Origin of the sequence: Methylocystis sp., from assembly GCF_051061285.1 — a bacterium.
GTDB lineage: Bacteria > Pseudomonadota > Alphaproteobacteria > Rhizobiales > Beijerinckiaceae > Methylocystis.
Map to the genome: position 1 here is coordinate 1 of NZ_JBPFEA010000047.1, position 25,525 is coordinate 25,525.

Here is a 25,525-nt window from a genome sequence, read left to right on the forward strand (position 1 = left end):
CATTTTGCGAGAAGCCGTGGCCGAGTTCCGGCGTCCGGTGATGCTCTATTCTATCGGCAAGGATTCGAGCGTGATGTTGCATCTCGCGCTCAAGGCCTTTTTTCCAGCCAAGCCGCCCTTCCCGCTGTTGCATGTCGACACTACGTGGAAGTTTCGCGAAATGATTGCGTTCCGCGATCAAACCGCGGCGCGCGTCGAAATGGATTTGATCGTTCATGCAAATGAAGATGGGCTGAAGCGCGGCGTCTCGCCCTTTACGTGCTCCTCCTCCGCTTACACGCAAGCAATGCAAACCGAGGCGCTCAGGCAGGCGCTGAACGAAGGAGGATTTGACTCGGCCTTCGGCGGCGCACGCCGCGACGAGGAGAAAAGTCGGGCGAAGGAGCGAATCTTCTCGCATCGAACTGCTTCTCATGGTTGGGATCCTAAGAGTCAGCGCCCCGAGCTTTGGCGGATATTCAACACTCGCCTTGGCGCCGGCGAGACCATGCGAATCTTTCCGCTGTCGAATTGGACCGAGACCGACGTCTGGGAGTACATCGCCGCGGAAAACATCCCGGTCGTGCCTCTCTATCTCGCAAAGGAACGGCCGATCGTCCGCCGCAACGGCGCTTACATCATGGTCGACGATGAACGGTTTCCGCTGGCGCCGGATGAAGTCGTCGAATCGCGGCGCGTGCGCTTTCGAACGCTGGGCTGCTATCCGCTGACGGGAGCGATCGAATCCGAGGCGGATACGCTGGAGGCGATCATCGCGGAAATGCGACATGCCTCAACCTCTGAACGTCAGGGCAGGCTGATCGATTTCGATGAGGCTGCGTCCATGGAGCGAAAGAAGCGTGAGGGCTATTTCTGATGACCGCCCCGTTTATCGCAGATGCGGACATCCTCTCGAAAGCCCAGCCGAACCCGCCACGACCCACTTTGCGGGTCTTGACCTGCGGATCGGTCGACGACGGCAAGTCAACGCTCGTTGGGCGTCTTCTCTATGAACGTCAGCTGATCCTCGACGATCAACTTGCCGCTCTGCGCAGCGACTCGCTGCGGCATGGCGCTTTGGGCGAGGAGATCGATTTCGCCTTGCTGGTCGACGGACTTGAGGCCGAGCGCGAGCAAGGCATCACGATCGATGTCGCCTATCGTTATTTCTCCACGCCGGCGCGTTCGTTCATTCTGGCCGACGCGCCCGGCCATGAGCAATATACGCGCAATATGGCGACGGGAGCGTCAAACGCCGAGTTGGCCATACTGCTCGTCGACGCCCGCAAAGGTCTGCTGACGCAGACGCGGCGACATGCGACGATCGCCTCTCTCCTTGGCGTCCGGCACATCGTGCTCGCCCTCAACAAAATGGATCTTGTTGATTACGACCAAGCCGTGTTTGAAAGAATTGTCGGCGAATTTGAAAGCGTCGCGGCGTCGCTCGCCTTTCGCTCCATCGAAGCGATTCCCATCTCCGCCCGCCACGGCGACAATGTCGTCGCCGACTCGGCGAATATGCGGTGGCGTGACGGCCCCAGTCTCTTGACTTATCTCGAAAACGCCGACGTCGAGACGGATCGCGGCGATGCGCCGCTGCGGCTGCCGGTGCAATGGGTTAATCGCCGAAGCGACGCCTTCCGCGGCTTCGCTGGCGCCATCGCTTCCGGCCGCCTCCAGGTCGGCGATGAAATCGTGGCCGCCGCCTCGGGACGGAAAACCAAGATCGCGCGTATCGTCGCCATGGGCGGAGACCTGTTCAGCGCCGCTGCGCCGGACTCAGTTATGGTGACCTTCGCCGACGAAATCGACGCGTCTCGCGGCGACGTTCTCTGTCATCCGACAACGCGCCCGAACGTCGCCGACCAATTTGCCGCGCATCTGATTTGGATGAGCGACGACGCCCTTCTGCCTGGCCGTTCCTATCTGATCAAGATCAACGGCCGGTCTCTTGCCGCGAGTGTGACGGACATCAAGCACAAGCTCGACGTCGACACTGGCGCAAAGAGCGCCGCCAAGACGCTGAGTCTCAATGAGATCGGCTTTTGCAACCTCGCGACCGCCGCGCCCGTCGCTTTTGATTCTTACGATGAAAACCGCACGACGGGCGCTTTTATCCTGATCGACCGCTTCAGTAATGCGACCGCCGCCGCAGGGATCATCGCCTTTCCTCTGCGCCGCGCGACGAATATCCATCTTCAGGAGCAATCCGTCTCCAAGGCGACGCGCGCACGTCTCAAGCATCAGACGCCTGCGGTCCTATGGTTTACCGGGCTTTCCGGGGCGGGAAAATCGACGATCGCCAATCTCGTCGAATCAAAGCTTGTCGAACGTCACGCCCATACGCTGATGCTCGACGGCGACAATGTGCGGCACGGCCTCAACAAGGACCTCGGCTTTACTGAAGCCGATCGCGTCGAAAACATCCGTCGGGTGGGAGAAGTCGCGAAACTGATGGTCGACGCGGGCTTGATCGTGCTTTGCGCCTTCATTTCCCCCTTCCGCGCTGAACGGCGAATGGTGCGGTCGCTCGTCGGAGAACAGGAATTCATCGAGATCTTCATCGACACGCCTCTCGATGTGTGCAAGGAGCGTGATTCCAAGGGATTATACAGGCGCGCGCTCGCCGGCGAGATCAAGAATTTTACCGGCGTTGATCAGCCATACGAAGCGCCGGAATCCCCGGAATTAAGGCTCAGTTCCGCCGAGCACTCGGCCGAAGCCATTGCTGACCAGATTATCGCTTATCTCGAGGCGAACGAATTGCTGAGCGTTTAGCGGCGCAACGCGTCACTCAGAACGCCGTAATCGTGCTCGCGCTGTGGATCGCAAATGGCCGCGGCTGCGTGATCTGGCGGAGGTTTTTGGGTAAAGTGGGCAAGATGAAGCGCATCGCCGTCACCGGGCTCACCGGCCAGGTCGTCAGCTCTCTGATCGAGCGCGCGCCGAGAGGCGTCGAATTGCTCGCGCTCGGCCGTCCGCGCTTCGACCTCTCCTCGCGCGACATGGTTCTCGCGTCGCTGCGCAGCGTGCGCTGCGACGCCATCGTCAACGCCGCCGCCTACACTCAGGTCGACAAGGCCGAGAGCGAACCCGACGTCGCGATGCGCGTCAATGGCGCGGGCGCGGGCTTCGTCGCCGAAACCGCCGCCGAACTGAAGGTGCCGCTGCTGCATCTTTCGACCGACTATGTCTTCGATGGAACGCTCGATCGCCCCTATCGCGAAGACGACGAACCCAGCCCGACCGGGGCCTATGGACGTTCGAAACTCGAAGGCGAAAAGCAGATTGCCGCGCGCTGCGAAAATTCGGTCATTTTGCGCACCGCCTGGGTTTACAGTCCGTTTGGAGCGAATTTCGTCAAGACGATGCTGCGTCTTGGCGAAGCGCGCGATGAAATCGGCGTCGTCGCCGATCAGATCGGCAATCCGACGAACGCGCTCGACATCGCCGACGCGTTGCTCGCCATCGCCGAAAGGCTGGTCGAAGATTCCGATCCGCGTCTGCGCGGCGTTTTCCACATGACCGGGCAGGGCGAAGCAAGCTGGGCGGACATGGCGGACGCGATCTTTTCCGCGGCGGAGAGGCAGGGCCGCAAGCCCGTGCGCGTCAAGCGCATCGCCACCGCAGACTATCCGACGCCGGCCCGCCGCCCGGCGAATTCACGGCTCGACAACGCCAAGCTGGAAGCCAGCTACGGCGTCGCGCTGCCCAACTGGCGCGACTCCGTCAGCGCCTGCGTCGCCCGATTACTTCCCCTCTGAACAGGATTCCCATTCGGCGATTCCAACCTCGGAAAACGAACGCGCTTCGATAATGGGGCGCGCCCGAACGATCGAGAATTACGTCATGCCCGGGAAACTCTGGGCGCATCGCCGCGAGGTCAACATGCACGCTCGCAGCAGTTCTCGCAAAATTACATGTGAATTCAAAGGCCTCAATGATTGGGGTCTTGCGCCCCTGCGCGCGACGTTCGACGATCGGCTTTAGGTAGTGTCCTAATTTGAATTTTTCTTAGCCTTTATTGGTCTAAGGTCATACCGTTTGGCGCTTTCATAAAGCCTTGTGTAGCCCTCATAAACTTCAGGCGCGCCCGCGCGCCGGTCATTCAGATAGTCCTCCAAAGCTTCATATGTCCAACATATGGGATACCACCAATGACGCGCAAAGAATCTGCGATTGGGGCCAGTCGCCAAGAACCCCACTATATCAAATGATGAGCACACAATAGCGGCGGCTCGCTCCGCACAATCTTCACGCCACCATTCTTCGCCATTGGTTTGATTTTTCTTTTTATAGATCAATCGACGCGCTTCTCTGACCCTGGGTTCTTCCAAAAGTTTAAGCAGTTCAAACCTCCTAAATGTTGTAATCTGTATAAAAGCACCAATCGCCGCAGCAAAGGCGACTCCAAGAAGCAAAATCTGAGATATGTAATAAGCTTGCTCTAGTGTCATTTTTGTTCTCGACGCTCTGCCACGATCGCCGCTCTTACCGCATCCTGCGGCGATCGTATCCCGCCAAGATGCAGCACGGCATAGAACCGCCGTTTGTCGCTTCCTTCAATAGGTGACGACCACGCATAGGCGCGGGTTGATTTAGCATTGCCCTCTAAATCGAAAACTTCGACCATGCCTTCCCAGACCGTTTGGCCTTGGAAGGTTTCTTTGACAGGGACGGATTCGACGTACGTTGCAGCGCTGCCGTGCTGCGCCTCAACAGACTCTTTTAATTGGGATATTTTTGTTGATGCCATTCTAGCGCCTCTTGCGCAGGAAATAATGGACACGATTCCAAGTAGATGCTATAAAAATGACGGCGGCCACGCCGCCAAGAGGGCGACTCTTGGCAACGTGACCTGTCCCGCTACGGTTCTAACATGCGGTCTTTCCGCATTAAGCACCACCTGCCTTTTCGGTTACGCCCTGCTTCAGGGGCTAGGTTAGCGGGCGCGACCCGCCATTGAGGGCGAGAGCTGGCGGCTCTCGCCCAATTCTTTTTATCTGATAGCCCAAACGCCTTCCCCTTGGCTTACGAAGTCATCAGAGAAGTTAGAAAGGTAGATTGCGAGAGACTGCATTGGGTCTTTCTCATTACCCATCAGCTTTTTCGCTATCAGAACTTCCAAAATTCTATTTCTGTGCGTCGGGCCTTCTTGTCTGAGCAAACGATCAATCTCTCTTTTTACTTTTGCTTTCTTCGATTCATGCACGTCTGCGGCTGGGGGCGGTATTGAAGTTTTTTCGACCACTTTCTGAGTTGCCGGTGATTTTGTCTCATATTCCCCCAGCAACTCTCGAATGTGCATCGCCTTTCGATAGCGAGGGTCATTGCCAAGTTCGGCTTCGAGTTGGCTAAGTTCTTCACGGAGGGCTGCTATCAGACTGCTCATAGTTTCTTCCTAGAGCTTTATTGACGGCGCGTCAACCTTGCTCGTTAACGTCATTAACTAGAGCGCAAAGCTTGCTTTTCCAAAGCGTCTATAAGCAACTGTAATGACTTACACTTAGCCCTCGCCAACTTGATTACAGCCCGCTCCCAACCCGGCCTTGCGGGCCTGTAGGCATTTGCGGTTTCCGCCAACCTGGCTTGGCGAATCGCCGGAATTGACAATCCAAGCTCGCTAGCAAGCCGTTCATGCGGAATGCCCGGCAAAAGTATGTCAGTTGCTTCTTTGAAGTTCATGTATGCACCATGCTTGACAAGTCTGCGCATGTCAATCATAGTGCATACAACATATATTGCAAGAGGCACTCAATGAACCGCCTTTCTCTTGAACGCCGCACTCAGATCGTCGCCGCCCTCGTTGAAGGCAACAGCATCCGCTCAATCGAGCGGATGACCGGAACGCATCGCGACACCATCATGCGCCTGCTGGTCGAAGTTGGGGAAGGCTCAAAGAAGCTCTTGGATGAGCAAATGCGCGACCTCTCCTGCCAACGGCTCCAGTGTGATGAAATTTGGGCCTACGTCGCGAAGAAGCAGAAGCAGGTTACGAAGGACGATGATAAGTCCCGCGTTGGCGACCAATGGACCTTCGTTGCCATGGACGCAGACACGAAGCTTGTCCCTTCGTTCCTTATCGGCAAGCGCGACCTTCCGACCGCGACCAAGTTCATGAATGACGTCGCCTCGCGTCTTTCGAACCGGGTCCAGCTTTCGACCGACGCCCTCGGCGCCCTATGTGGACGCTGTTGAGCAAACCTTCGGCTGCGAAGTCGACTACGGGCAGGCTGTAAAATTTTACGATGCTGAACCCGCTGGCGCGGGCCGCTATAGCCCGCCGAGCGTGGCCAAGGTAGAGCGCAACGCCATCGCCGGCGCGCCCGACCGCGCGCATATCTCGACCAGCCTTATTGAGCGCCAGAACCTGACCATGCGCATGTCGATGCGTCGCTTTACTCGCCTCACGAATGCGTTCTCAAAGAAGATTGAGAACCTGAACGCGGCGGTTTCGCTTCACTTCGCACATTACAACTTCGTCCGGGTTCACAAGACGCTTCGTGTTACCCCGGCAATGGCAGCGGGAGTCGATAGCCGTCTCTGGTCTATGGAAGAATTGGTGGATCAAACTTCGAGGTAAGCCTCATGGCATCATATCGAGAAATTCAAAACTACATCAGAGCGCAAAACGGCTTCGTCCCGAAAACTTGCTGGATCGCCCACGTAAAAGCGGATTTTGGTCTCACTAAGGGCAACGCCCCAAACCGCACGAACCCGGAGCGGCAATACCCGTGCCCCGATGACAAGAGGGCGGCAATCGAGTCCGCCCTTCACCACTTCAAGATGATCCGAGCAAATTAGGACACTACCCGGCTTTAAGATGTCTTGATTTTTCGCGATTTTGTGCGATATAGGGACGAACTTCATCTCATAACGGTCATTCTCGGATGATCGCCGATTGAGAGTGGGGCCCTCCGGGGACCCGCTCTTTTTGCTTTGATCGTTCGAGAGCTTCAAGGACAAGGCTTGACGCAAAACGCCGCCGCCAGCACGACCTTTGACGAACCGCGTCTCGTCAGTGAGACCGGCGTCGCCGCGCGCGTAGCGCATCTTGTAGAGCCGGTGCTGGCGCAGTTGGGCTACCGACTCGTGCGCGTGCGGCTCTTGCAGCAGAACGGGCCGACTCTGCAGATCATGGCGGAGCGTCCCGACGGAACGATGACCGTTAATGATTGCGAGGCGGCGAGCCAGGCGCTGTCGCCCGAACTCGATGTCGCCGATCTCATCGCCAGTGAATATCGTCTGGAGATTTCTTCTCCGGGCGTTGATCGTCCGCTGGTGCGTCTGTCGGATTTTCACCGCGCCATCGGTCATGAGGTCAAGATCGAACTGACCCATCCTGTCGCGAGCGGACGCAAGCGCTTTCGCGGCGTCATTCGCGGCGTCGAAGGCGAGGGATCTGGCGCGACGCTCGCGCTGGAGCGCACTGACGCGCGCTCGGATGAAGAAAAAGCCGTGTCGCTGCCGCTCGCCGACCTCGACGAAGGCCGGCTGGTGCTGACCGAGGCGCTCATTCGCGAGTCCCTGCGGGCCGGAAAGCTCCAACAGACTGAAGACAAGCAGGAGGAGGCGGACGCGGAGGAACGTCCGCGCCGCGGACCGGGACGCTTTCGCGGCCCCGCGCAAAAGAAGCAAAAACCGCTGGCTCCGGCCGGCGTTCAAACCCAGTTCAAGAAGGCCGGCGGCAAACCAAAGCCCTCCGGCCGTTCGAGGGGAGACTAAACGATGGCCGTCAGCGCCAACCGACTTGAGATTTTGCAGATCGCCGAAGCCGTCGCGCGCGAAAAGTCGATCGACCGGTCGATCGTCATCGCGTCGATGGAGGACGCGCTGCAGAAGGCGGCGCGCTCGCGCTATGGCCAGGAAACCGAGGTGCGCGCCGAGATCAATCCCAAGACGGGCGAAGTTCGCTTCTCGCGGCTGCTGCTCGTCGTCGACGAGGTCGAAAACGACTCGACGCAGATTTCGCTCGCCGAAGCGCGCAAGCGCAATCCGGCCGCGCAGTCCGGCGACTGGATCTCCGAAACGCTGCCGCCTTTCGACTTCGGCCGCATCGCCGCGCAGTCTGCAAAGCAGATCATCGTGCAGAAAGTGCGCGAGGCCGAGCGTGACCGCCAATATGAAGAATACAAGGATCGCATCGGCGAAATCGTCAACGGCGTGGTCAAGCGCGTCGAATATGGCAATGTCGTCATCGACCTTGGCCGCGGCGAAGCCATCATCCGCCGCGACGAGATGATTCCGCGCGAAATGTTCCGCCCGGGCGATCGCGCCCGCGCCTATGTCTATGATGTGCGCCGCGAGCAGCGGGGCCCGCAGATCTTCCTCTCGCGCACCCATCCGCAATTCATGGCGAAGCTGTTCAAGCAAGAAGTGCCGGAGATCTATGACGGCGTCATCGAGGTGAAGTCGGTCGCGCGCGATCCCGGTTCGCGCGCCAAAATCGCCGTGGTGTCGCGCGATTCCTCGATTGATCCGGTCGGCGCCTGCGTCGGCATGCGCGGCTCCCGCGTTCAGGCGGTCGTCGGCGAGCTACAGGGCGAGCGCATCGACATCATTCCCTGGTCCGCGGACGCCGCGACCTTCATCGTCAATGCGTTGCAGCCGGCGGAAGTGGTCAAGGTCGTCCTCGACGAGGACAGTTCACGCATCGAGGTCGTGGTGCCGGACGATCAGCTTTCGCTCGCGATCGGGCGGCGCGGCCAGAATGTGCGTCTCGCCTCGCAGCTGACCGGCTGGGACATCGACATTCTCACGGAGGCCGAAGAGTCGGAGCGCCGGCAGAGGGAATTCGTCGAGCGCACGAAGTCGTTCATGAACGCGATCGACGTCGACGAGGTCGTTGGCCGGCTGCTGGCGTCCGAGGGCTTCCGTTCGGTCGAGGAGCTCGCCTATGTCGATCTCCCCGAACTCGCGACGATCGAAGGCTTCGACGAGGATACCGCCGCGGAAATTCAGAACCGCGCCAAGACCTATCTGGAGCGCATCGAGGCGGAGAACGAAGAGCGCCGAAAGGCGCTTGGCGTCGCCGACGAACTGCGCGAGATCGAGGGCCTGACGAGCGCGATGATGGTCAAGCTCGGCGAGAACGACGTGAAGACGATGGAGGATTTCGCCGGCTGCGTGCCGGACGACCTCGTCGGCTGGAGCGAGAAGAAGGATGGCGAGACGGTCAAGCACGAGGGCTTTTTCGAAGGCATCGAGCTGTCGCGGGAAGAGGCTGAAGCGATGATCATGTTCGCGCGGGTGCGCGCAGGCTGGATCGAGGAGCCGGTGGCGACAACCGAAGTCGAGGCTGAAGCTCAGGCGGAAGGCGAATAGCGGATTGATCGAGGGCATGACGCGCGAGCCGCATGTTTCGGAGAGGACTTGCATCGTGACGCGCCAGAGCGGCGCGCCCGAGGCGATGATCCGCTTTGTGCGCGGGCCGGACGGCGCGCTCGCGCCCGACATCAAGGCGCGGCTCCCTGGCCGCGGCGTCTGGGTGACGGCGCGCGCCGACGTCGTTGCGCAGGCGGCGCAAAAGCGTCTGTTCGCGCGCGCGCTGAAGACGCAGATCGACGCCGCGCCGCAACTGGCCGAGGACGTCGACCGATTGCTCGAAGCCGATTGTCTGCAGATGCTGTCGCTGGCCAATAAGGCGGGCGCCGTTGCGGCCGGCTTCGGCAAGGTCGCCGACGCCCTGGCGCAAGGTTCTGTCCGCGCCCTTATCGAAGCGCGCGACGGCGGCGAAGACGGCAAGCGCAAGCTTGCCCAAGCCGCCCGGCGCGCGGGGTCGACGACCCCCGTCATCGGCCTATTTTCGTCGCTGCAATTGGATTTGGCGTTGGGCCGCACAAATGTGATACATGCTGCCCTCGCCGGGAGCGGTCCGACGACGGCTTTCATCGGGCGATGCCGTCGACTCGCAGCCTATCGGGGCGTATGCATCGACGGCGCGACGGCGACGGGCGACGAAATCGAAGCGAAGCCGAACGGCTGCGCAGAGTGAAATTAACGGGTCGTAGCGACCCAGGATTGGGAACTGGATGAGCGAAGGCGAGAACAGCGGCGACAAAACTCTGACCGTCGCGCCGTCGAAGACGTTGCACTTGAAGCAGCGACCGGTCGAGCACGGCATGGTCCGTCAGAGCTTCTCCCATGGCCGCTCAAAGGTGGTCGTGGTCGAGAAGGTGAAGCGTCGCGCGCCCGGACAGGCCGAACCGGCGAAGCCGGCCGGCGCGACGGCCCCGATTGCGGAGTCGCCGGCGCCGCCGCCGAAGGCCGCGCCGAGATCCGCGACCCAACGTCCCGCGCCCGCGCCGCGCTCCGGCTCCGGCGTCGTGCTGCGCGCGTTGACCGATGAGGAGCGCGAAGCGCGCGCCCGCGCGCTAGTCGACGCAAAATCGCGCGAAGAAGAAGATCGCCGCCGCGCGGAAATCGACGCCAAGGCGCGCAACGAACGCGAGGAGCGCGAACACGCAGAGCGCGCCGCCGCCGACGCGCGCAAGCGCGAGGAAGAAGAGCGTCTTGCGCGCGAAGCCGAATCGAAACGCAAGTCCGAGGAAGAGGCGCGTCGCCGGCTGCCGGCGGACGCCGCCGGCGTCGGGGCGCCGCGCAGTCCTGCCGTCGGGGCTGCCGCGCCTGGTCCGGCCGCGACGCGCGCCCCCGTTCGCACCGAGGGCGAAGCCGCGGTGCGTCGTCCGCCGGTGCGCACCATCGGCGGCTTTACGCCGCCCCAGCCGCCACGCCCGACTCCCTCTCGCGGCGGCGCGATGAAGGATCGCGGCCGTCTGACGGTCTCCACCGCCACCGCCGGCACCGACGAAGAGCGCACCCGCTCCGTCGCCTCATTCAAGCGCCGGCAGCAGCGGCTGTTCCGCGGTCAGGTGGAGCAGAAGGAAAAAGTTCTGCGCGAGGTGATCCTTCCCGAGACGATCACCATTCAGGAACTCGCGAACCGCATGTCGGAGCGCGCCGTCGACGTCATCCGCCTGCTGATGAAGCAGGGCGAGATGCACAAAATCAACGACGTCATCGACGCCGATACGGCGCAGCTCGTCGCCGAGGAGATGGGCCACACGGTCAAGCGCGTCGCCGAATCCGACGTCGAGGAAGGCCTGTTCGACACGCCCGACGTCGACGCCGATTTGACGGCGCGTCCGCCGGTCGTCACCATCATGGGCCACGTCGACCACGGCAAGACGTCGTTGCTTGACGCCATTCGACAGGCCAATGTCGTCTCCGGCGAGGCCGGCGGCATTACCCAGCATATCGGCGCCTATCAGGTGACGGCCCCGAACGGTCACGCCATCACCTTCATCGACACGCCCGGCCACGCCGCCTTTACGGCGATGCGCGCCCGAGGCGCCAAGGTGACGGACATCGTGGTGCTGGTCGTCGCGGCCGACGACGGCGTCATGCCGCAGACGATCGAGGCGATCAATCACGCCCGCGCCGCTCATGTGCCGCTGATCGTCGCCATCAACAAGATCGACAAGCCGGACGCAAAGCCTGAGCGGGTGCGCACCGAACTGCTGCAGCATGAAGTGCAGGTCGAGACCATGGGCGGCGAGACGCTCGAAGTCGAAGTCTCGGCGAAGCAGCAGACCAATCTCGACAAGCTGCTCGAACTGATCGCGCTGCAGGCTGAGGTGCTCGACCTGAAGGCCAACGCCGAACGCGCCGCCGAGGGCACCGTCATCGAGGCGCGGCTCGACAGAGGCCGAGGGCCTGTCGCGACCATGCTGGTTCAACGCGGCACGCTTCGCGTCGGCGACATTGTTGTGGCGGGAACCCAATGGGGCCGCGTGCGCGCGCTGCTCGATGATCAGGGCGTCGCGCGTCCCGAGGCCGGACCGAGCTTCCCCGTCGAGATTCTGGGCTTCAGCGGCACGCCGGAAGCTGGCGACCGCGTCGCTGTCGTCGAGTCGGAAGCCCGCGCCCGCGAGATCGCCGAATATCGCGAGCGTATGAAGCGCGACAAGATCGCCGCGCGCGGCGGTTCGGCGCGCGGTTCGCTTTCCGACATGATGAGCCAGCTCAAGACGGCGGGCCGCAAGGAATTCCCGCTCGTCATCAAGGGCGACGTGCAGGGCTCGGTCGAAGCCATCGCCGCGGCGCTCGAAAAGCTCGGCACCGACGAGGTCGGGGCGCGCATCGTGCATGCCGGCGTCGGCGGCATTTCGGAGTCCGATATTTCGCTCGCCGAAGCCTCCAACGCCGCGGTCATCGGCTTCAATGTGCGCGCGCACAAAGAGGCGCGCGACGCGGCCGAACGCTCCGGCATCGAGATCCGCTACTACAACATCATCTACAATCTCGTGGATGACGTGAAAGCGGCGATGTCCGGGCTGTTGGCGCCGACGCTGCGCGAAACCCTGCTCGGCAATGCGACGATCCTCGAGGTCTTCGACATTTCGAAGGTCGGCAAGGTCGCCGGCTGCCGCGTGACGGATGGCAATGTCGAGCGCGGCGCTAATGTGCGGCTTATCCGCGACAATGTCGTCGTGCATGAGGGCAAGCTCTCGACGCTCAAGCGCTTCAAGGACGAGGTCAAGGAAGTCGCCGCGGGACAGGAATGCGGCATGGCTTTCGAGAACTACCAGGACATGCGCGCCGGCGACGTCATCGAGTGCTATCGCGTCGAGGAAATCAAGCGAACGCTGTAGGCGGCGCTGCGCCGCCGCAAAAACATCATGGCCGGGCGCGTCCCGGCCATCCTCGTCGCGCTGAGTCGCGCTACCTTCATTCGATACGCTTCATGCGCGGGATGTCCGCCGCCGGCGCGGGCGTGAGACGACTGCAATCATCGGGTCCAAAATGTCCAGAGCTCATCACTCACAGGCGGGCGCGCCGTCGCAGCGCATGTTGCGTGTTGGCGAACTCGTGCGCCACGCCGCCGCCCGGCTGCTCACGCGGGGCGAAATCAGCGATCCGGTGCTCGAACAGCATGTCGTGACTGTTTCGCGGGTGAAGATGAGTCCCGATCTCAAGCTCGCGACGATCTACGTCGTTCCGCTTGGCGGCAAGGATGAGCCTGAGGTGCTCGCCGCGCTGGATCGCCACAAGCGATTTTTGCGCGGGGAGATTGTGCAAGAGGTGAATTTGAAGTTCGCGCCCGAAATCCGCTTTCGCATCGACGACACATTCGACAATGTGTCGCGCATCGACGCGCTGCTCAGTTCCGACCGTGTGAAGCGCGATCTCGCCGATGGCGACGACGCCAAAGAGGATGGCGTTGAGGAATGAGCAAAAAAAGATCGGACCGCGTCGTCGTCGATGGCTGGGTGGCGCTGGATAAGCCTGTCGGGCTCACGTCCACACAGGCGGTGTCGCGCCTCAAGCGCATCTACAACGCCCAAAAGGCCGGCCATGCGGGCACCCTCGATCCGCTCGCGTCCGGCATTCTTCCCGTCGCCTTCGGGGAAGCGACCAAGACCGTGCCTTTCGTTCAGGACGGCGAGAAGGCCTATCGCTTCACCGTGCTTTGGGGCGTCGAGACCGATACGGACGATTCTGACGGGCGCGCGACGCGGGAGAGCGCCGTGCGGCCGGAGCGCGCCGCAATCGAAGCTCTGCTGCCGCAGTTCGTCGGCGAAATCATGCAGACGCCGCCGCAGTTTTCGGCGATCAAAATCGCCGGTGAGCGCGCCTATGACATCGCCCGCGAGGGCGAACTGGTCGATTTGAAGCCGCGAGCGGTCAAGATCCGCTCGCTGACGCTGATCGACGCGTCTCAAGACGACGCGACATTCGTCATGGAATGCGGCAAGGGCGCCTATGTGCGCGCGCTGGCGCGGGATATCGGCCGGCTATTGGGCTGCTTCGGCCATGTCACGGCGCTGAGGCGCACCCGCGTCGGACCTTTCCTCGAGGAAGACGCCTATACGCTCGATGAGATCGAAACGCAGAACATGGCCGCAGAGGCGCTGCTGTCGGTCGAGGCTGGACTGGCCGAACTGCCTTGCGTCGTGGTCGATCGCGACACGGCGGCGCGTCTACGACGCGGCGGCTCGGTGATTTTGCGCGGCCGCGATGCGCCGCATGAGGGCATTGTCTACGCCGCTTGCGGCGGCGTGCCGGTCGCCTTCGGCGAAATTGTCCAGGGCGCGCTGGCGCCGGCGCGGGTGTTCAATCTGCCGTTCTGATCAAGCGTGTCTCGCTGACTGCTGACGGCCATCGCGAGGACAGGTGCGCCTGACGCCTGACGCCGCATTTTCGACGATGTTGATCTTGTTCCTCGAAGCTTGTCCTATGGGCTCCGAGATTCGCCGCGCATGACCCGTCCGCCCAAACTCCTCATCTTCGATTCAGGCCTTGGCGGCCTCACGGTTTTCGCCGAGACCGTCAAGCTGCGCCCGCACGCGGATTATGTGTATTGCGCGGATGACGCCGGCTTTCCTTATGGGTCCTGGAAGGAGCCGGAACTCGTCGAACGCGTGGTGGAGCTGATGGAGAGGCTGATCGCTGAGCACGCGCCGGACATCGTGGTCATCGCCTGCAACACCGCTTCGACGATCGTTCTGCCCGATTTGCGCGTGCATTGGCCCGCCTTGCCTTTCGTCGGCACGGTGCCGGCGATCAAGCCGGCGGCGGAGCGCACGCGGTCAAGGATGATTTCCGTGCTCGGCACGCAGGGCACGGTGGCGCGCGACTACACGCAAAACCTCATCGCGCAATTCGCCGCATATTGCTCGGTGACCCTCGTGGGCTCGAAACGCCTGGCGGGTCTCGCTGAGAGCTACATGCATGGGGAAAGCGTGAGAGACGCCGACATCGGCGCCGAGATTGCTCCCTGTTTCCAGGAAGAAGGCGGCAGACGCACGGACGCCATCGTTCTCGCCTGCACGCATTATCCGCTGCTGGTCGACGAACTCAAACGCCTCGCGCCCTGGCCGGTCGAGTGGATCGACCCCGCGCCGGCGATCGCGCGGCGCGCGGATCAATTGCTTGGCGAGCGCTTTGGCGCCGATGCTGCGGGAGACCGCCAGGGCTCCCGCTGCGCCAATTTCACCAGCGGCGTCCGTCCCCCGGCGCCGCTCGCCGCAACGCTCGCGCGCTACGGCCTTACGTGGACCGCTTTCGCCCCTACCGCTTAGTGCGGCGCGTGGTCGAGTTTCGCCAAAGCCGCATAGGCGTGCTCCAGAGCTTCCCTGGCGTGACAGTCTGGCGAAGCTGTCACACCCTACGCTTCATAGAGACGTTATGGCTTGGTCCGGTCAGTCAATGTTTCGAGAAAAGCGACGATGGCGTCGATGTCTTTTTCGGACAGCCGCGGCTTTTCCCCCGGCTTGCGATCGTAGGGAACCTCTTCGACGTTGACGTTTTCATGCGCGGAGGGCGGCAGGTCGTCATATTTTTTCGGCTTGCCTCGCGCGTCTTTGGGATACCAGCGGCCGGGATCGGTGTCGCGCGTTGCATAAAAGGCGACGACGTCGCGCAGCTTGTCGAAGACGCCATTGTGCAGATAGGGGCCCGTGACGGCGATATTGCGCAAGGTCGGCACTTTGAAAGCGCCGCAGACGCTCTCGACCTTGAAGTCCGCAGGGGCGATTTCAGCGAGTCCTGGTCGCGCGCACAGGCCAAGATCGGGAGCCGAGTCAGGCTTCGCCGCGGTCGGAATCGCTTTGTTTCTTGGGCCGCCGAGCGCGTCATAGGTGAAGTCGGTGAAGAGCCAGTCCTGCGGATCGCGCGAATCTTCCTTGCCGGCGTGACAGGCCAGGCAATTGCCCTTCTTCGGGTCCTTAAAGAGCTCAAAGCCTTTCTTCTCCAGCGCCGTCAACTGCGCTTGCCCGCGCAGATAGTCGTCGAATTTGGAAGCGAAGGGATGAAAGCGCGCGCTCGCCTCGAAGGCGACGACCGCTTGCGCGAGCTTCACGAAGGCGGCGTCTGGGTCGGCGAAAACCTTGTCGCCATAGACCTGGCGGGCGAGGTCGGCGTAGGCCCCGCCCTGCACCGTCTCGACGACGAAACGTTTCGACGGCGCGTTCATTTCAAGCGGATCGAAGATCGGGCCTTCGATCTGGGCGAGGAGATCGCGCGCGCGGCCGTCGAAAAACTGTCCGCCCGCCGGAATTTTTTCGACCTTGCCGGTCTCTTCGTCCTTGTCGTCGATGAATTCGAAAGGCGGCGCGAAGGACGCATACATGATCGACGGCGTGTTGCGCTTGCCCAGAGAGGTTGGCAGCGAGCCCCGCGCCACGGCAGGGACGCTCGAACCATTATTGCCTTGAAAGGCCGTCGCAGCGTCATGGCAGGAGGCGCAGGAGACGCCCGCCGGACGCGACAGGCTCGCGTCTTCGAACACGCGCTTGCCGAGGAGCTCAAGCGCCGTCAGGCCGCGTTCGTCGGCCGCGCCGGCGCCCGATGGCGCGGGCTCTGCATAGAGCGGGGAGCCGAGCACTGCGAAGGTGGCGCAAAGCGCGGCTCGGCGCGCCTTGCGTAGATTGGAAAGGGTCACTTGAGCAGCCCGTTGGAGAAGAGAAGCGCGTTTCTCGCGCCCTGCGAAACTTTAGGAATCGCGCGGCGCAAAGGTCAATTTCGTTAATTTGGATATCTTCCAGTAAGCGTGCGGGCTTACGCCGCATGCGGCGCGCGCGGCAGCAAGCTGCGCCGTAAACTCACATCCAAGAGACTGATATTAACCAGGTTTAATGTCCTCAAAGCAACCCGGCGCAGTACAGCCACATTTTAACGTTTGTTTGGGCGCGGATGGTGCGACCGCGCGCGACTCATCGCCGAGTCCTTGGCGCGCGGCCAATGAAAGGGTTCAGGCATGATGGATATCGGCGACGATAAGGAGCTGATGGCTGAATTTGCCCAGTTTAAAGAGTTACTGCGCCGCGACCTCGGCCACGCCCCCGAGCCAACGGCTCAGGGCTTCGAACGCCCGCCGACGAATACAGCGATCAATCGGGGTCCTTCTCCTCAGGCGCCGCGCGCAGAGGAAGCTTGGAGCGCGGTCCATGCGACCGAGGAAGAATTCTACGACGAGCCGGAGGACGAACGCGAAGGCGGCCGTCGGGCCCTGTTCTTCGCGGCGGCGGCGGTGGTTATCGCCGGACTCGCGGCCTTGACCTGGGTCTTGGGGCCGTGGAGCACGGTCGAGCCGAGCGAGGATCCGGCGCTGGCCACGGCGCCGCCTTTGGCCGCGCCGGAAGCCGCTGAACCCGTTCTCGGCAGCGCCGCGCCGCAACCGCAAGAGGCTGCGCCGATGGACGAAGAGGCCGCCAAAGCGCCCGCACTTGAGGAAAGCGCCAAAGCTCCGGCCGAGCCTGCGCCGGCAGCGGCGGCCGCCGCCGAACCCGCGTCCGGCGCGGACGTCCAATCGGAGATAGCGCCGGCCGCCGGCGCCGCGATGATGCCGCCGAATCCGGCGGCTGCGCCGCTTGGCGCGACCATTCCTGTTCCCGCCGGCGCCGCGGCTGCGCCGCAACTCGCGCCACTGCCCACGGCGCCGCTGCCGATGACGGCGACGACGCCGTCGGCGGCCGTTCCGCCGAAAGCCGCGGCGCTGGAGCCGCCGCAAGCGGCTGCGCCCGCCGCGCCCATTTCGGAGCCGCCGACCGCCGCGGCCAAGACGATCGAAACGCCAAAACCCGCGCCGCGCGCAAAGGTCGTGAAGCAGAAGAAGCCGACGAAGCCGGTCGCCAGCCGACCCAGGCCGGCCGCCGAGGCGCCGGTGGCCGTTGCAGCGCCTGAGCCGGCGCCGGTCGCGCCGCCTCCTCCACCGCCCGCGAGCGACGGACCTTTCGGCTTCGTCAAGCGCTCGGTGAACTCGGTCGGATCGGCCATCGGCGGCCTCGTACGCTGACCTGAGAAAGGCTCCATTCGAAACGCCGGCGCGAGCGCGCCGGCGTTTTCTTTTGGCGAATGGGAGCGGCAGTGGCCTTTGCCAAACGCTCTAGCCTGTGACTTTATCCAGCAACTGGGCGGCGCGATCCGTCCCGACGATCCTGGAGAGCTGAAGGCATGGCCAAACCCACTCAAGCTGACGCAGAAGCGGCCGTGCGGGTTCTCATCGAATGGGCGGGAGACGATCCTCGTCGCGAGGGGCTGATCGACACGCCGGAGCGGGTGGCGCGTTCCTATCGCGAGCTTTTCGCCGGCTATGAGGTCGATCCGCGCGATTATCTCAAGCGCACCTTCGACGAGGTCGGCGGCTATGACGAGCTCGTGGTCCTCAAGGACATCCGAGTCGTCAGCTTCTGCGAGCATCATATGCTGCCGGTGACCGGCCGGGCGCATGTCGGCTATCTGCCGAACAATCGCGTGGTCGGCATCTCAAAGCTCGCGCGGGTCGTGCATGGCTTCGCCCGCCGGCTGCAAATTCAGGAAAAGCTCACCGCCGAGATCGCCGAAGCGATCCAGGATATTCTGGAGCCGCAGGGCGTCGGCGTCGTCATCGAGGCGGAGCACAGCTGCATGACGCTGCGCGGGGTCAACACCACGGGGTCGCTGCTGACGACGAGCCGCCTGCTCGGCGTCATCCGCGACGACCCGCGCACCCGCGAGGAATTCCTCGGCATGGTGCACGGGAAGTGAATTGCGCGGAGACCTAAGACAGCGTCTTCTTCAGCTCCGCGACGATGGCGTCACCCATCTCCTTGGTTGAGACGGTCGAACGCGCGTCGCCCTTGATATCGGCCGTGCGCAGACCCTTCGCCAGCACATTGGCGATCGCCGCGTCGATGGCGTCGGCCGCCTTCGGCAGATCGAAGCTGTAACGCAGGGCCATGCCGAGCGAGCCGATCATGGCGATCGGATTGGCGATCCCCTTGCCGGCGATGTCGGGCGCCGAGCCGTGGCAGGGCTCATACATCGCATGGCGCTTGCCCTTTTCGTCAGCTGCGCCGAGCGAGGCCGATGGCAGCATGCCGAGCGAGCCGGTGAGCATCGCGGCCTCATCCGACAGCATGTCGCCGAAGAGATTGTCAGTGACGATCACGTCGAACTGCTTGGGCCAGCGCACGAGCTGCATGCCGAGCGCGTCGGCAAGCATATGTTCGAGCGTCACGTCGGAATATTCGCGCTTATGCAGCGCGGTGATGACTTCGCGCCACAGATAGCCCGACTTCATCACATTCGATTTTTCGGAGGAGGTCACCTTGTTCCCGCGCTTGCGCGCCAGCTCGAAGGCGACCCGACCGATGCGCTCGATCTCATAGGTCTCGTAGACCTGCGTATCGACGGCGCGCTTCTGGCCATTGCCGAGATCGGTGATCTCCTTCGGCTCGCCGAAATAGACGCCGCCGGTCAATTCGCGCACGATCATGATGTCGAGACCGTCGACGATGTCGCGCTTCAACGAAGAAGCGTCAGCCAGCGCGGCGTAGCAGATCGCGGGGCGCAGATTGGCGAAAAGACCCAAATCCTTGCGCAGCCGCAGCAGGCCGGATTCGGGACGCAGGTCATAAGGCACGCCGTCCCATTTCGGCCCGCCGACGGCGGCGAGCAGCACGGCGTCGGCCTCAAGCGCGCGCGTCATGTCGGCTTCGCTGATGGCTTGCTTATGCACGTCATAGGCCGCGCCGCCGACGAGCCCCCGCTCGACCTCGAAGCTCGCGACGCCCGCTTCGTTCAGAACGGCGAGAACCTTCTCGGCCTCGGCGGAAATTTCCGGACCGATGCCGTCGCCCGGCAGGAGCAGAAGCTTGTAAGCGGCCATGAATGCCTCGTCGTCGGCGTTGAAACTCGCGTCGTCAATAGAGCGCGCGACAAGGCGACGCAACCGCGCGAAATCTCTTTTGGTCGTGCGACAATTCGCCCGCCACGCCGCCCTTGCCGCAGCGGGTTAAGCCGTGCAGCTTGAAAAATGTCAAACGCAAGGGGGCTTCGCGCGAGACGCGTCAATCAACGAGCGACGTCGGCGAGAAGCGATGCGCAGTCTGTGCGCAGTTGGGAGACGCAAACATGAAGAGCTATAAAACCATCGTGCATATCATGGCGCTTAGCCTGTTCGGCGCCCTCGCCGGCGCCGCGCCCGCCAAGGCCTTCTGCCTCATCAATTGCGAGCCCAAGCCCGACGACGCGAAGAAGGTCTTCGAAAATCTCATCAAGAAGAAATTCGACAAGGACGTGGTGATCGAGGACTTCAAAGTCACGCGCTTCTGGCCGCTCGACGTCGAAGGGGCCGGTCACGCCGGCTATGAGTTCTACTACACCGCGAAAGTGCGCTTCCCGAACGGCGCCAATCTCGAATGCAAGCCGGAGGGCGGCGCGGCGAAGCCCGGCTGTTCGGACAATACGAGCTATTATTCGACGACGATCCAGAACCAGATGATCAAGGACAAGCAATATATCGAGCCGGGCAAGGTCATCGAGTTCAAGGACGAAACCCGCTTCGACGAAGAAGGCGGAAAGTGGAAGGGCCAGGACGGCAATTCTTATTGAGCGGCGTCCACGACGCGGACGATCGCGAGCCGCAAGGCTCGCGATTCTTCGTTTAGACGGCTGATCGCACGGTCTTTATCCCTTCCTTGCGCGTGACGCTTGGTGTAAAAGGCCGCCCAACGGATTGCGCGTCGAGCGCGGCTCAGGCGCGGCTGGAAGGGTGCACATGCAGCAGGTCATTATCGCGATCCACCTGATGGTGGTGACGGCGCTCGTCATTCTGGTGCTCTATCAAAAGTCGGAGGGCGGCGCGCTCGGCATGGGCGGCGGCAGCGGCGTGTTCACCGGCCGCGGCCAGGCCAATGCGCTCACCCGCGCCACGGGCATCCTCGCGACGATCTTCTTTATCACCAGCATCGCGCTGACCGTGCTGCCGGCCTGGGAACGGCGCAGCGAGGGCGGCGACGACTGGACCAAGGCGCTTGATCCAGGATCGATCCAGATCAAGGAGCTTCCCAAGACCGAAGGCAAGGGCGGGCAGGCCGCGCCTGAAACGGCGCCCGAACCCGGCAAGGACAGCATTTTCGAGCAGCTCCAGCGCGCCCAGCAGAAGCGCCAGCAGAGCGCGCCGGCCGCCGCGCCGCCGCCAGCCGCTGAGGCCCCCAAGCCCGTCGCGCCGCCTGTCGAAGCTCCCAAGGCGGAAGCTCCCAAGCCTGAAGCGCCGAAGCCTGAAGCGACTAAGCCTGAAGCGGTTGCGCCCGCCGCGCCGTCTGCCGCAACGCCGCCGGCCGCCGAAGCGCCGAAGCCTGACGCCTCGAAGGCTGACGGCTTGAAGTGGGAAGCGCCGAAGACGGAGGCCCCGGCGACGACGGCTCCGCAGGCTCCGGCCGCGGAAGCCCCGAAGCCCGCCACGCCGCCTGCCGAAGCCCCCAAGGCCGAAGCTCCCAAGGCCGAAGCTCCCAAGCCTGAAGCGACTAAGCCTGAAGCGGTTGCGCCCGCCGCAACGCCGCCGGCCGCCGAAGCGCCGAAGGCTGACGGCTTGAAGTGGGAAGCGCCGAAGACGGAGGCTCCAGCCGCGCCGGCTCCGCAGGCTCCGGCCGCGGAAGCCCCGAAGCCCGCCGCGCCGGAAACCAAGCCCGCGCCTTCGACGATCTGGAAAGCGCCGACCCAGTAGCGGGCCTCAAATCCGCCATCCGATGATCTTGGCTGGGGGCGACGCCCCCGGCCCGATAGAATCCGCTATCAGAATCGCTGGAAAGGCGTTAGGCGTTAGGTCCCATGGCGCGGTACATCTTCATCACCGGCGGCGTGGTCTCCTCACTTGGCAAGGGTTTGGCGTCAGCGGTGCTCGGCGCGCTGTTGCAGGCGCGCGGCTATACGGTCCGGCTACGCAAGCTCGACCCCTATCTCAACGTCGATCCGGGGACGATGTCGCCCTATCAGCACGGCGAGGTCTTCGTCACCGACGATGGCGCCGAGACCGATCTCGACCTTGGACATTATGAGCGCTTCACCGGCCGCCCGGCCTCGAAGCAGGATAATGTCACCACCGGCCGCATCTACCAGGACATCATTAGCAAGGAGCGGCGCGGCGATTATCTCGGCGCGACGATCCAGGTCATTCCGCATGTGACCAACGCCATCAAGGAGTTCGTCGTCGATGGCAATGAGAACGTCGATTTCGCGCTGATCGAGATCGGCGGCACGGTCGGCGACATCGAAGGCCTGCCGTTCTTCGAGGCGATCCGCCAGCTCAAGAACGATCTGCCGCCGCATCACTGCATCTATATCCATTTGACGCTGCTGCCTTACATTCCGAGCGCCGGCGAGTTGAAGACCAAGCCGACGCAGCATTCCGTGAAGGAGCTGCGCTCGATCGGCATTCAGCCCGATATTCTGCTCTGCCGCACCGATCGCGAGATCCCGCGCGAGGAACGCCGCAAGCTCGGGCTCTTCTGCAATGTGCGCGAACAGGCGGTGATCGAGGCGCGCGACGCCGCCAACATCTATGACGTGCCGCGCGCGTATCACTCGGCGGGGTTGGACGCGCAGGTGCTCGCCGCCTTCGGCATCGAGCCGGCGCCCAAGCCCGACATGAGCCGCTGGAACGCGGTGACGCAGCGCATCAACAATCCCGAGGGCGAAGTCACCATCGCGGTGGTCGGCAAATACACCGAGATGAAGGACGCCTATAAGAGCCTCATCGAGGCGCTGGCGCATGGCGGGCTGGCGAATCGCGTCAAGGTCAATCTCGACTGGATCGAATCGGAGATTTTCGAAAGCGCCGATCCGGCCGCGCATCTTGAGCATGTGCACGGCATTCTCGTGCCGGGCGGCTTCGGCCAGCGGGGCGCCGAAGGCAAGATCCTCGCGGCGCGTTTCGCGCGCGAGCGCGGCGTGCCCTATTTCGGCATCTGCTTTGGCATGCAGATGGCGGTGATCGAGGCCGCCCGTGCGCTCGCCGGAATCGACAAGGCGAATTCGACCGAGTTCGGCCCCTGCGCCGAGCCGGTCGTCGGCCTGATGACCGAATGGCTCAAGGGCAACGAACTCGAAAAGCGCGGCGTCGGCGAGGGGCTCGGCGGCACCATGCGGCTTGGCGCTTTTCCGGCACTGTTGAAGCCGGGTTCGCGCATCGCCGGCATTTACGGCGAGACCGAAATCTCCGAGCGCCACCGCCATCGCTATGAGGTGAACTTCGCCTATCGCGAGCGCTTAGAGGATTGCGGGCTGTTGTTTGCGGGCTCGTCGCCCGACGGCCTGTTGCCCGAGACGGTGGAGATACCGGAGCACCCCTGGTTCATCGGCGTGCAATATCACCCGGAACTGAAGTCGCGCCCCTTCGAGCCGCACCCGTTATTTGCAAGTTTTATCGCGGCGGCGAAGGCGCAGAGTAGGTTGGTTTAAAAAGAAGGCTGCTAAACGCTATGAATTCGGATGTTTCCGCTTTTAAAGAGGAAATTTCGGAGGCAAGTCAACCACCTTTGCCAGACCCGCCGGGCGCTTTTGTTTCCGGCGTTGCCGATACGCGCTCCGTGAGAGCTCGACGTTGGAGCAGGATGGAAAGCATTGAGATATCAAGCTTCAAAGCCATTGAAGGTGCTAAAATCGCTCTAGCAGATGTTACAATACTAGTGGGACCCAACGGTTGTGGAAAATCTTCTGCACTTCAAGCAATCCATTGGGCTGCGCGAGCAGCGAGTTACATTGCTCCTAAAAATGCAAAAGAAATGATTGCGTTCGATCGGATCGACTACGTTCCTAGCAGTGAGCCGCTTAAATCTGCGTATCGTAGTGAATTGGGAAGCCACTCCAAGTCGCAGCCAACTAAAGTTATTTTTAACCATGCACCCGGGAGCGATGAGGTCGCGTCCCAACCAGTGACAGTTCGAATTTTTGCAGCAAGAAACAGGGGCGGAGTTACTGCGCACATAGAGGGTGGGGCTGCAGTAACACCCTACAAGCAGAGATCCACGTTCATTACGGCTTATATTCCGGGGCTTGCGGGCTTGTCCGAGCGCGAGGTGGTCTTGGCTCAACCTCCACTGCGAAGACAAGCCGCTAGCGGTGACGCCGGCAGCGTTCTTCGTAACGTCCTTCTAAATTTAGCCTCTAGAAATGTATCGGAAGCGGATACCACTGCAGCTGTAGAACGGCTCAAAAGGCTTAATGAATTAGTGGGTCTTGTGCATCCTGGTATCGAATTGATCGTAAACTTCGATGAGCGAGAAGACTTTAACATTTCTGCCAGCTATCGCGATATAACATTGTCTGGTCACTCGAGATCGTTGGAAACTGCAGCTACAGGAGTTTTACAGGTCGTTCAAATTTTTGCATATTTGATCCTCTTTAGACCAAAAATCATGTTGATCGATGAACCTGATGCTCATCTGCACCCGGACAAGCAAGAGCGCTTGATTGAGGCGCTGGAAGGTGCGGCAACAGAGTTTGATACCCAAATCATCCTGACGACTCACAGTCCTCATATTGTGCGGGCAGCAAGTGCTCAATCGCAACTCGTGTGGATGCAAGATGGTGTGGTCAAGTCAGAAGATGACGGCACAATTCGGCGGCTCCTTGGCTGGGGCGGCCTGGACAAGGAAGTAATCTTTTTCGTGGAAGACGAGGAAGATTTACCCATCCGAACTATTTTACGTCAATGGCCCAGCCTCAACCGAAGGCTGGCAATATGCCGCTGCTTCGGTGTTGAAAACCTTCCAAAAGACAAGATGCTTCAGGGGCTTATTGGTGATGGCTCCATATTGGCGCGAGCAATTGTGCACCGCGATCGAGACTTCATGACAGATGAAGAGTGTGAGATGTGGAGATCGCTTTATAGCACTCCGGGGGCGGCATGTTGGATAACGCTGGGCGCAGATATCGAAGCTTATTTCTGTGACACAAAATATTTGTCGGCCTTGTATTCCGTTTCCGAGGAAACGGCAGCGGATTGGCGACGTGCCGCAACGATGAATGTATCGAAGGCGAAGAAGATTTTTTTCGAAAAGCGTCAGAGCCTCATCCGTTTTCTCTGGCCAGATGGGGGGTCGCCAAATAGCGATCAGCTTTGGGTTGAGGGGGGTGGCCCGTCTCCTAGTACGGTGAAGGGGAAGTCTCTGCTGAAAGCGCTGAAACCTATTGTCAAGGCTGCAGGCAAAGACGACCGGCTCTTAGATAAGTACGTTGTACCTTCGCACTTTGAAATGGCTACGGAACTGAAGGAGCTTATCCTGAAAGTTCTCGCAAAGTAGGTCGTAAGCGTCTCCTAAGAGGAGTGTCGCAGCAATCATCTGCGCAAGCAGAAGAGAGCCGATCGCTTTGCGTAAGGCTCTCGATGACGGCGTGAAACCTCACATCATCTCATAAGCCTCGTCGATCGGCACGCCGAGCGCGGTGACGAGGCGGTTCGTCTCCGACGCCATGCCGACGATCGCCAGCACCTCGCGATATTCTACGCGGAATGCTTTCTTGGCGGCTCCCTTGCCACGGTCGCGGCAGCCTTCGCGCTTCGAGACGCGCCTGCGGCGCTCCCCATCATGAGGGCCACTTGTTGGCGGCGAGGGAGAGCCGCTTTGATGCCCGGGTTAAGCGTAAGCATCCGGCGTGGGCCGCAGGGGATGATCTCGCGCTGCGTCAGACGCCGGGGCGGGACTTCAAGTCTTTGTGGATTTCGATGAGCTCGACGAGAGTTTCGATGCCGAAGTCGGTGAATGCGAGAACGCCGTCGTCC

The 25,525-nt window shown here is 61.9% G+C and carries 21 protein-coding genes and 2 pseudogenes; 17 read left to right on the forward strand and 6 right to left on the reverse strand.

Features of this window, described 5'->3' with window-relative positions; all coding sequences use genetic code 11:
• The first annotated feature begins 1 nt into the window (after window position 1).
• The 3 genes from cysD to rfbD all read left to right on the forward strand — a co-directional run bounded on the left by cysD (window position 2) and on the right by rfbD (window position 3,743).
• On the forward strand, window positions 2-856 hold the full coding sequence (gene cysD / locus ACR65T_RS16405; protein ID WP_434497497.1) for a sulfate adenylyltransferase subunit CysD: 855 nt from the start codon (window positions 2-4) through the stop codon (window positions 854-856).
• Window positions 856-2,757: a sulfate adenylyltransferase subunit CysN gene (gene cysN / locus ACR65T_RS16410; RefSeq protein WP_434497498.1), complete on the forward strand. Its 1,902-nt coding sequence runs from the start codon at window positions 856-858 to the stop codon at window positions 2,755-2,757. Before cysD ends, cysN begins: the two co-directional genes overlap by 1 nt.
• Window positions 2,758-2,861: 104 nt before the next feature.
• Window positions 2,862-3,743: a dTDP-4-dehydrorhamnose reductase gene (gene rfbD / locus ACR65T_RS16415; protein WP_434497499.1), complete on the forward strand. Its 882-nt coding sequence runs from the start codon at window positions 2,862-2,864 to the stop codon at window positions 3,741-3,743.
• 234 nt (window positions 3,744-3,977) lie between these two features.
• Here the strand turns inward: rfbD and ACR65T_RS16420 are convergent, their stop codons facing one another.
• From ACR65T_RS16420 to ACR65T_RS16430, 3 genes are all read right to left on the reverse strand, one after another.
• Entirely contained in the window at window positions 3,978-4,436 is a 459-nt protein-coding gene (locus tag ACR65T_RS16420; RefSeq protein ID WP_434497500.1) for a hypothetical protein, read from the reverse strand.
• Window positions 4,433-4,735, reverse strand: a complete 303-nt coding sequence (locus ACR65T_RS16425; protein ID WP_434497501.1) for a hypothetical protein — start codon at window positions 4,733-4,735, stop codon at window positions 4,433-4,435. The genes ACR65T_RS16420 and ACR65T_RS16425 overlap by 4 nt, the downstream gene beginning before the upstream one ends.
• 243 nt (window positions 4,736-4,978) lie before the next feature.
• Window positions 4,979-5,371 carry a hypothetical protein gene (locus ACR65T_RS16430; protein ID WP_434497502.1) on the reverse strand — a complete coding sequence of 131 codons (393 nt, stop codon included), beginning with the start codon at window positions 5,369-5,371 and terminating at the stop codon, window positions 4,979-4,981.
• A gap of 365 nt (window positions 5,372-5,736) precedes the next feature.
• On the opposite strand from ACR65T_RS16430, the pseudogene ACR65T_RS16435 reads away from it, so the two are divergent.
• The 8 genes and pseudogenes from ACR65T_RS16435 (at window position 5,737) to murI (ending at window position 15,062) form a co-directional block, all read left to right on the forward strand.
• Window positions 5,737-6,562 (forward strand): annotated as a pseudogene (locus tag ACR65T_RS16435) (IS1 family transposase).
• Between the two features lie 386 nt (window positions 6,563-6,948).
• Window positions 6,949-7,704, forward strand: a complete 756-nt coding sequence (rimP, locus tag ACR65T_RS16440) for a ribosome maturation factor RimP (protein ID WP_434497503.1) — start codon at window positions 6,949-6,951, stop codon at window positions 7,702-7,704.
• Between the two features lie 3 nt (window positions 7,705-7,707).
• Complete coding sequence (gene nusA / locus ACR65T_RS16445) at window positions 7,708-9,303, forward strand: transcription termination factor NusA (RefSeq protein WP_434497504.1); 1,596 nt, start codon at window positions 7,708-7,710, stop codon at window positions 9,301-9,303.
• 4 nt (window positions 9,304-9,307) lie between these two features.
• Complete coding sequence (locus ACR65T_RS16450; protein ID WP_434497505.1) at window positions 9,308-9,973, forward strand: RNA-binding protein; 666 nt, start codon at window positions 9,308-9,310, stop codon at window positions 9,971-9,973.
• A 37-nt stretch (window positions 9,974-10,010) separates the two neighbouring features.
• Window positions 10,011-12,632 (forward strand): translation initiation factor IF-2, encoded by a 2,622-nt coding sequence (infB, locus tag ACR65T_RS16455; protein WP_434497506.1) that lies wholly within the window; start codon window positions 10,011-10,013, stop codon window positions 12,630-12,632.
• 196 nt (window positions 12,633-12,828) lie between these two features.
• Complete coding sequence (rbfA, locus tag ACR65T_RS16460) at window positions 12,829-13,212, forward strand: 30S ribosome-binding factor RbfA (RefSeq protein ID WP_018406168.1); 384 nt, start codon at window positions 12,829-12,831, stop codon at window positions 13,210-13,212.
• Complete coding sequence (truB, locus tag ACR65T_RS16465; protein WP_434497507.1) at window positions 13,209-14,111, forward strand: tRNA pseudouridine(55) synthase TruB; 903 nt, start codon at window positions 13,209-13,211, stop codon at window positions 14,109-14,111. Before rbfA ends, truB begins: the two co-directional genes overlap by 4 nt.
• A 129-nt stretch (window positions 14,112-14,240) precedes the next feature.
• Window positions 14,241-15,062, forward strand: a complete 822-nt coding sequence (gene murI / locus ACR65T_RS16470) for a glutamate racemase (RefSeq protein WP_434497508.1) — start codon at window positions 14,241-14,243, stop codon at window positions 15,060-15,062.
• 104 nt (window positions 15,063-15,166) lie between these two features.
• Here the strand turns inward: murI and ACR65T_RS16475 are convergent, their stop codons facing one another.
• Window positions 15,167-16,423: a cytochrome-c peroxidase gene (locus tag ACR65T_RS16475; RefSeq protein ID WP_434497509.1), complete on the reverse strand. Its 1,257-nt coding sequence runs from the start codon at window positions 16,421-16,423 to the stop codon at window positions 15,167-15,169.
• A 315-nt stretch (window positions 16,424-16,738) separates the two neighbouring features.
• Between ACR65T_RS16475 and ACR65T_RS16480 the strand changes: the two genes are divergently transcribed.
• Window positions 16,739-17,776 (forward strand): hypothetical protein, encoded by a 1,038-nt coding sequence (locus tag ACR65T_RS16480; RefSeq protein WP_434497510.1) that lies wholly within the window; start codon window positions 16,739-16,741, stop codon window positions 17,774-17,776.
• Window positions 17,777-17,934: 158 nt separating this feature from the next.
• A complete protein-coding gene (gene folE, locus ACR65T_RS16485) occupies window positions 17,935-18,507 on the forward strand; it encodes a GTP cyclohydrolase I FolE (RefSeq protein WP_109024660.1) in 573 nt (190 codons plus the stop codon).
• Between the two features lie 13 nt (window positions 18,508-18,520).
• Here folE and leuB read toward each other — a convergent pair whose 3' ends face one another.
• On the reverse strand, window positions 18,521-19,630 hold the full coding sequence (gene leuB / locus ACR65T_RS16490; RefSeq protein WP_434497511.1) for a 3-isopropylmalate dehydrogenase: 1,110 nt from the start codon (window positions 19,628-19,630) through the stop codon (window positions 18,521-18,523).
• 245 nt (window positions 19,631-19,875) lie between these two features.
• Between leuB and ACR65T_RS16495 the strand changes: the two genes are divergently transcribed.
• From ACR65T_RS16495 to ACR65T_RS16510, 4 genes are all read left to right on the forward strand, one after another.
• A complete protein-coding gene (locus tag ACR65T_RS16495; protein WP_434497512.1) occupies window positions 19,876-20,355 on the forward strand; it encodes a hypothetical protein in 480 nt (159 codons plus the stop codon).
• A gap of 166 nt (window positions 20,356-20,521) precedes the next feature.
• Complete coding sequence (secG, locus tag ACR65T_RS16500; RefSeq protein ID WP_434497513.1) at window positions 20,522-21,469, forward strand: preprotein translocase subunit SecG; 948 nt, start codon at window positions 20,522-20,524, stop codon at window positions 21,467-21,469.
• 104 nt (window positions 21,470-21,573) lie between these two features.
• Entirely contained in the window at window positions 21,574-23,202 is a 1,629-nt protein-coding gene (locus ACR65T_RS16505) for a CTP synthase (protein ID WP_434497514.1), read from the forward strand.
• Between the two features lie 20 nt (window positions 23,203-23,222).
• The gene (locus tag ACR65T_RS16510; RefSeq protein WP_434497515.1) at window positions 23,223-25,046 is read left to right on the forward strand and encodes an ATP-dependent nuclease; all 1,824 of its coding nucleotides are present in this window, start codon (window positions 23,223-23,225) and stop codon (window positions 25,044-25,046) included.
• Between the two features lie 99 nt (window positions 25,047-25,145).
• Here the strand turns inward: ACR65T_RS16510 and ACR65T_RS16515 are convergent.
• Window positions 25,146-25,247, reverse strand: a pseudogene (locus tag ACR65T_RS16515) (carboxymuconolactone decarboxylase family protein); the annotation flags it as partial.
• Between the last annotated feature and the right edge of the window lie 278 nt (window positions 25,248-25,525).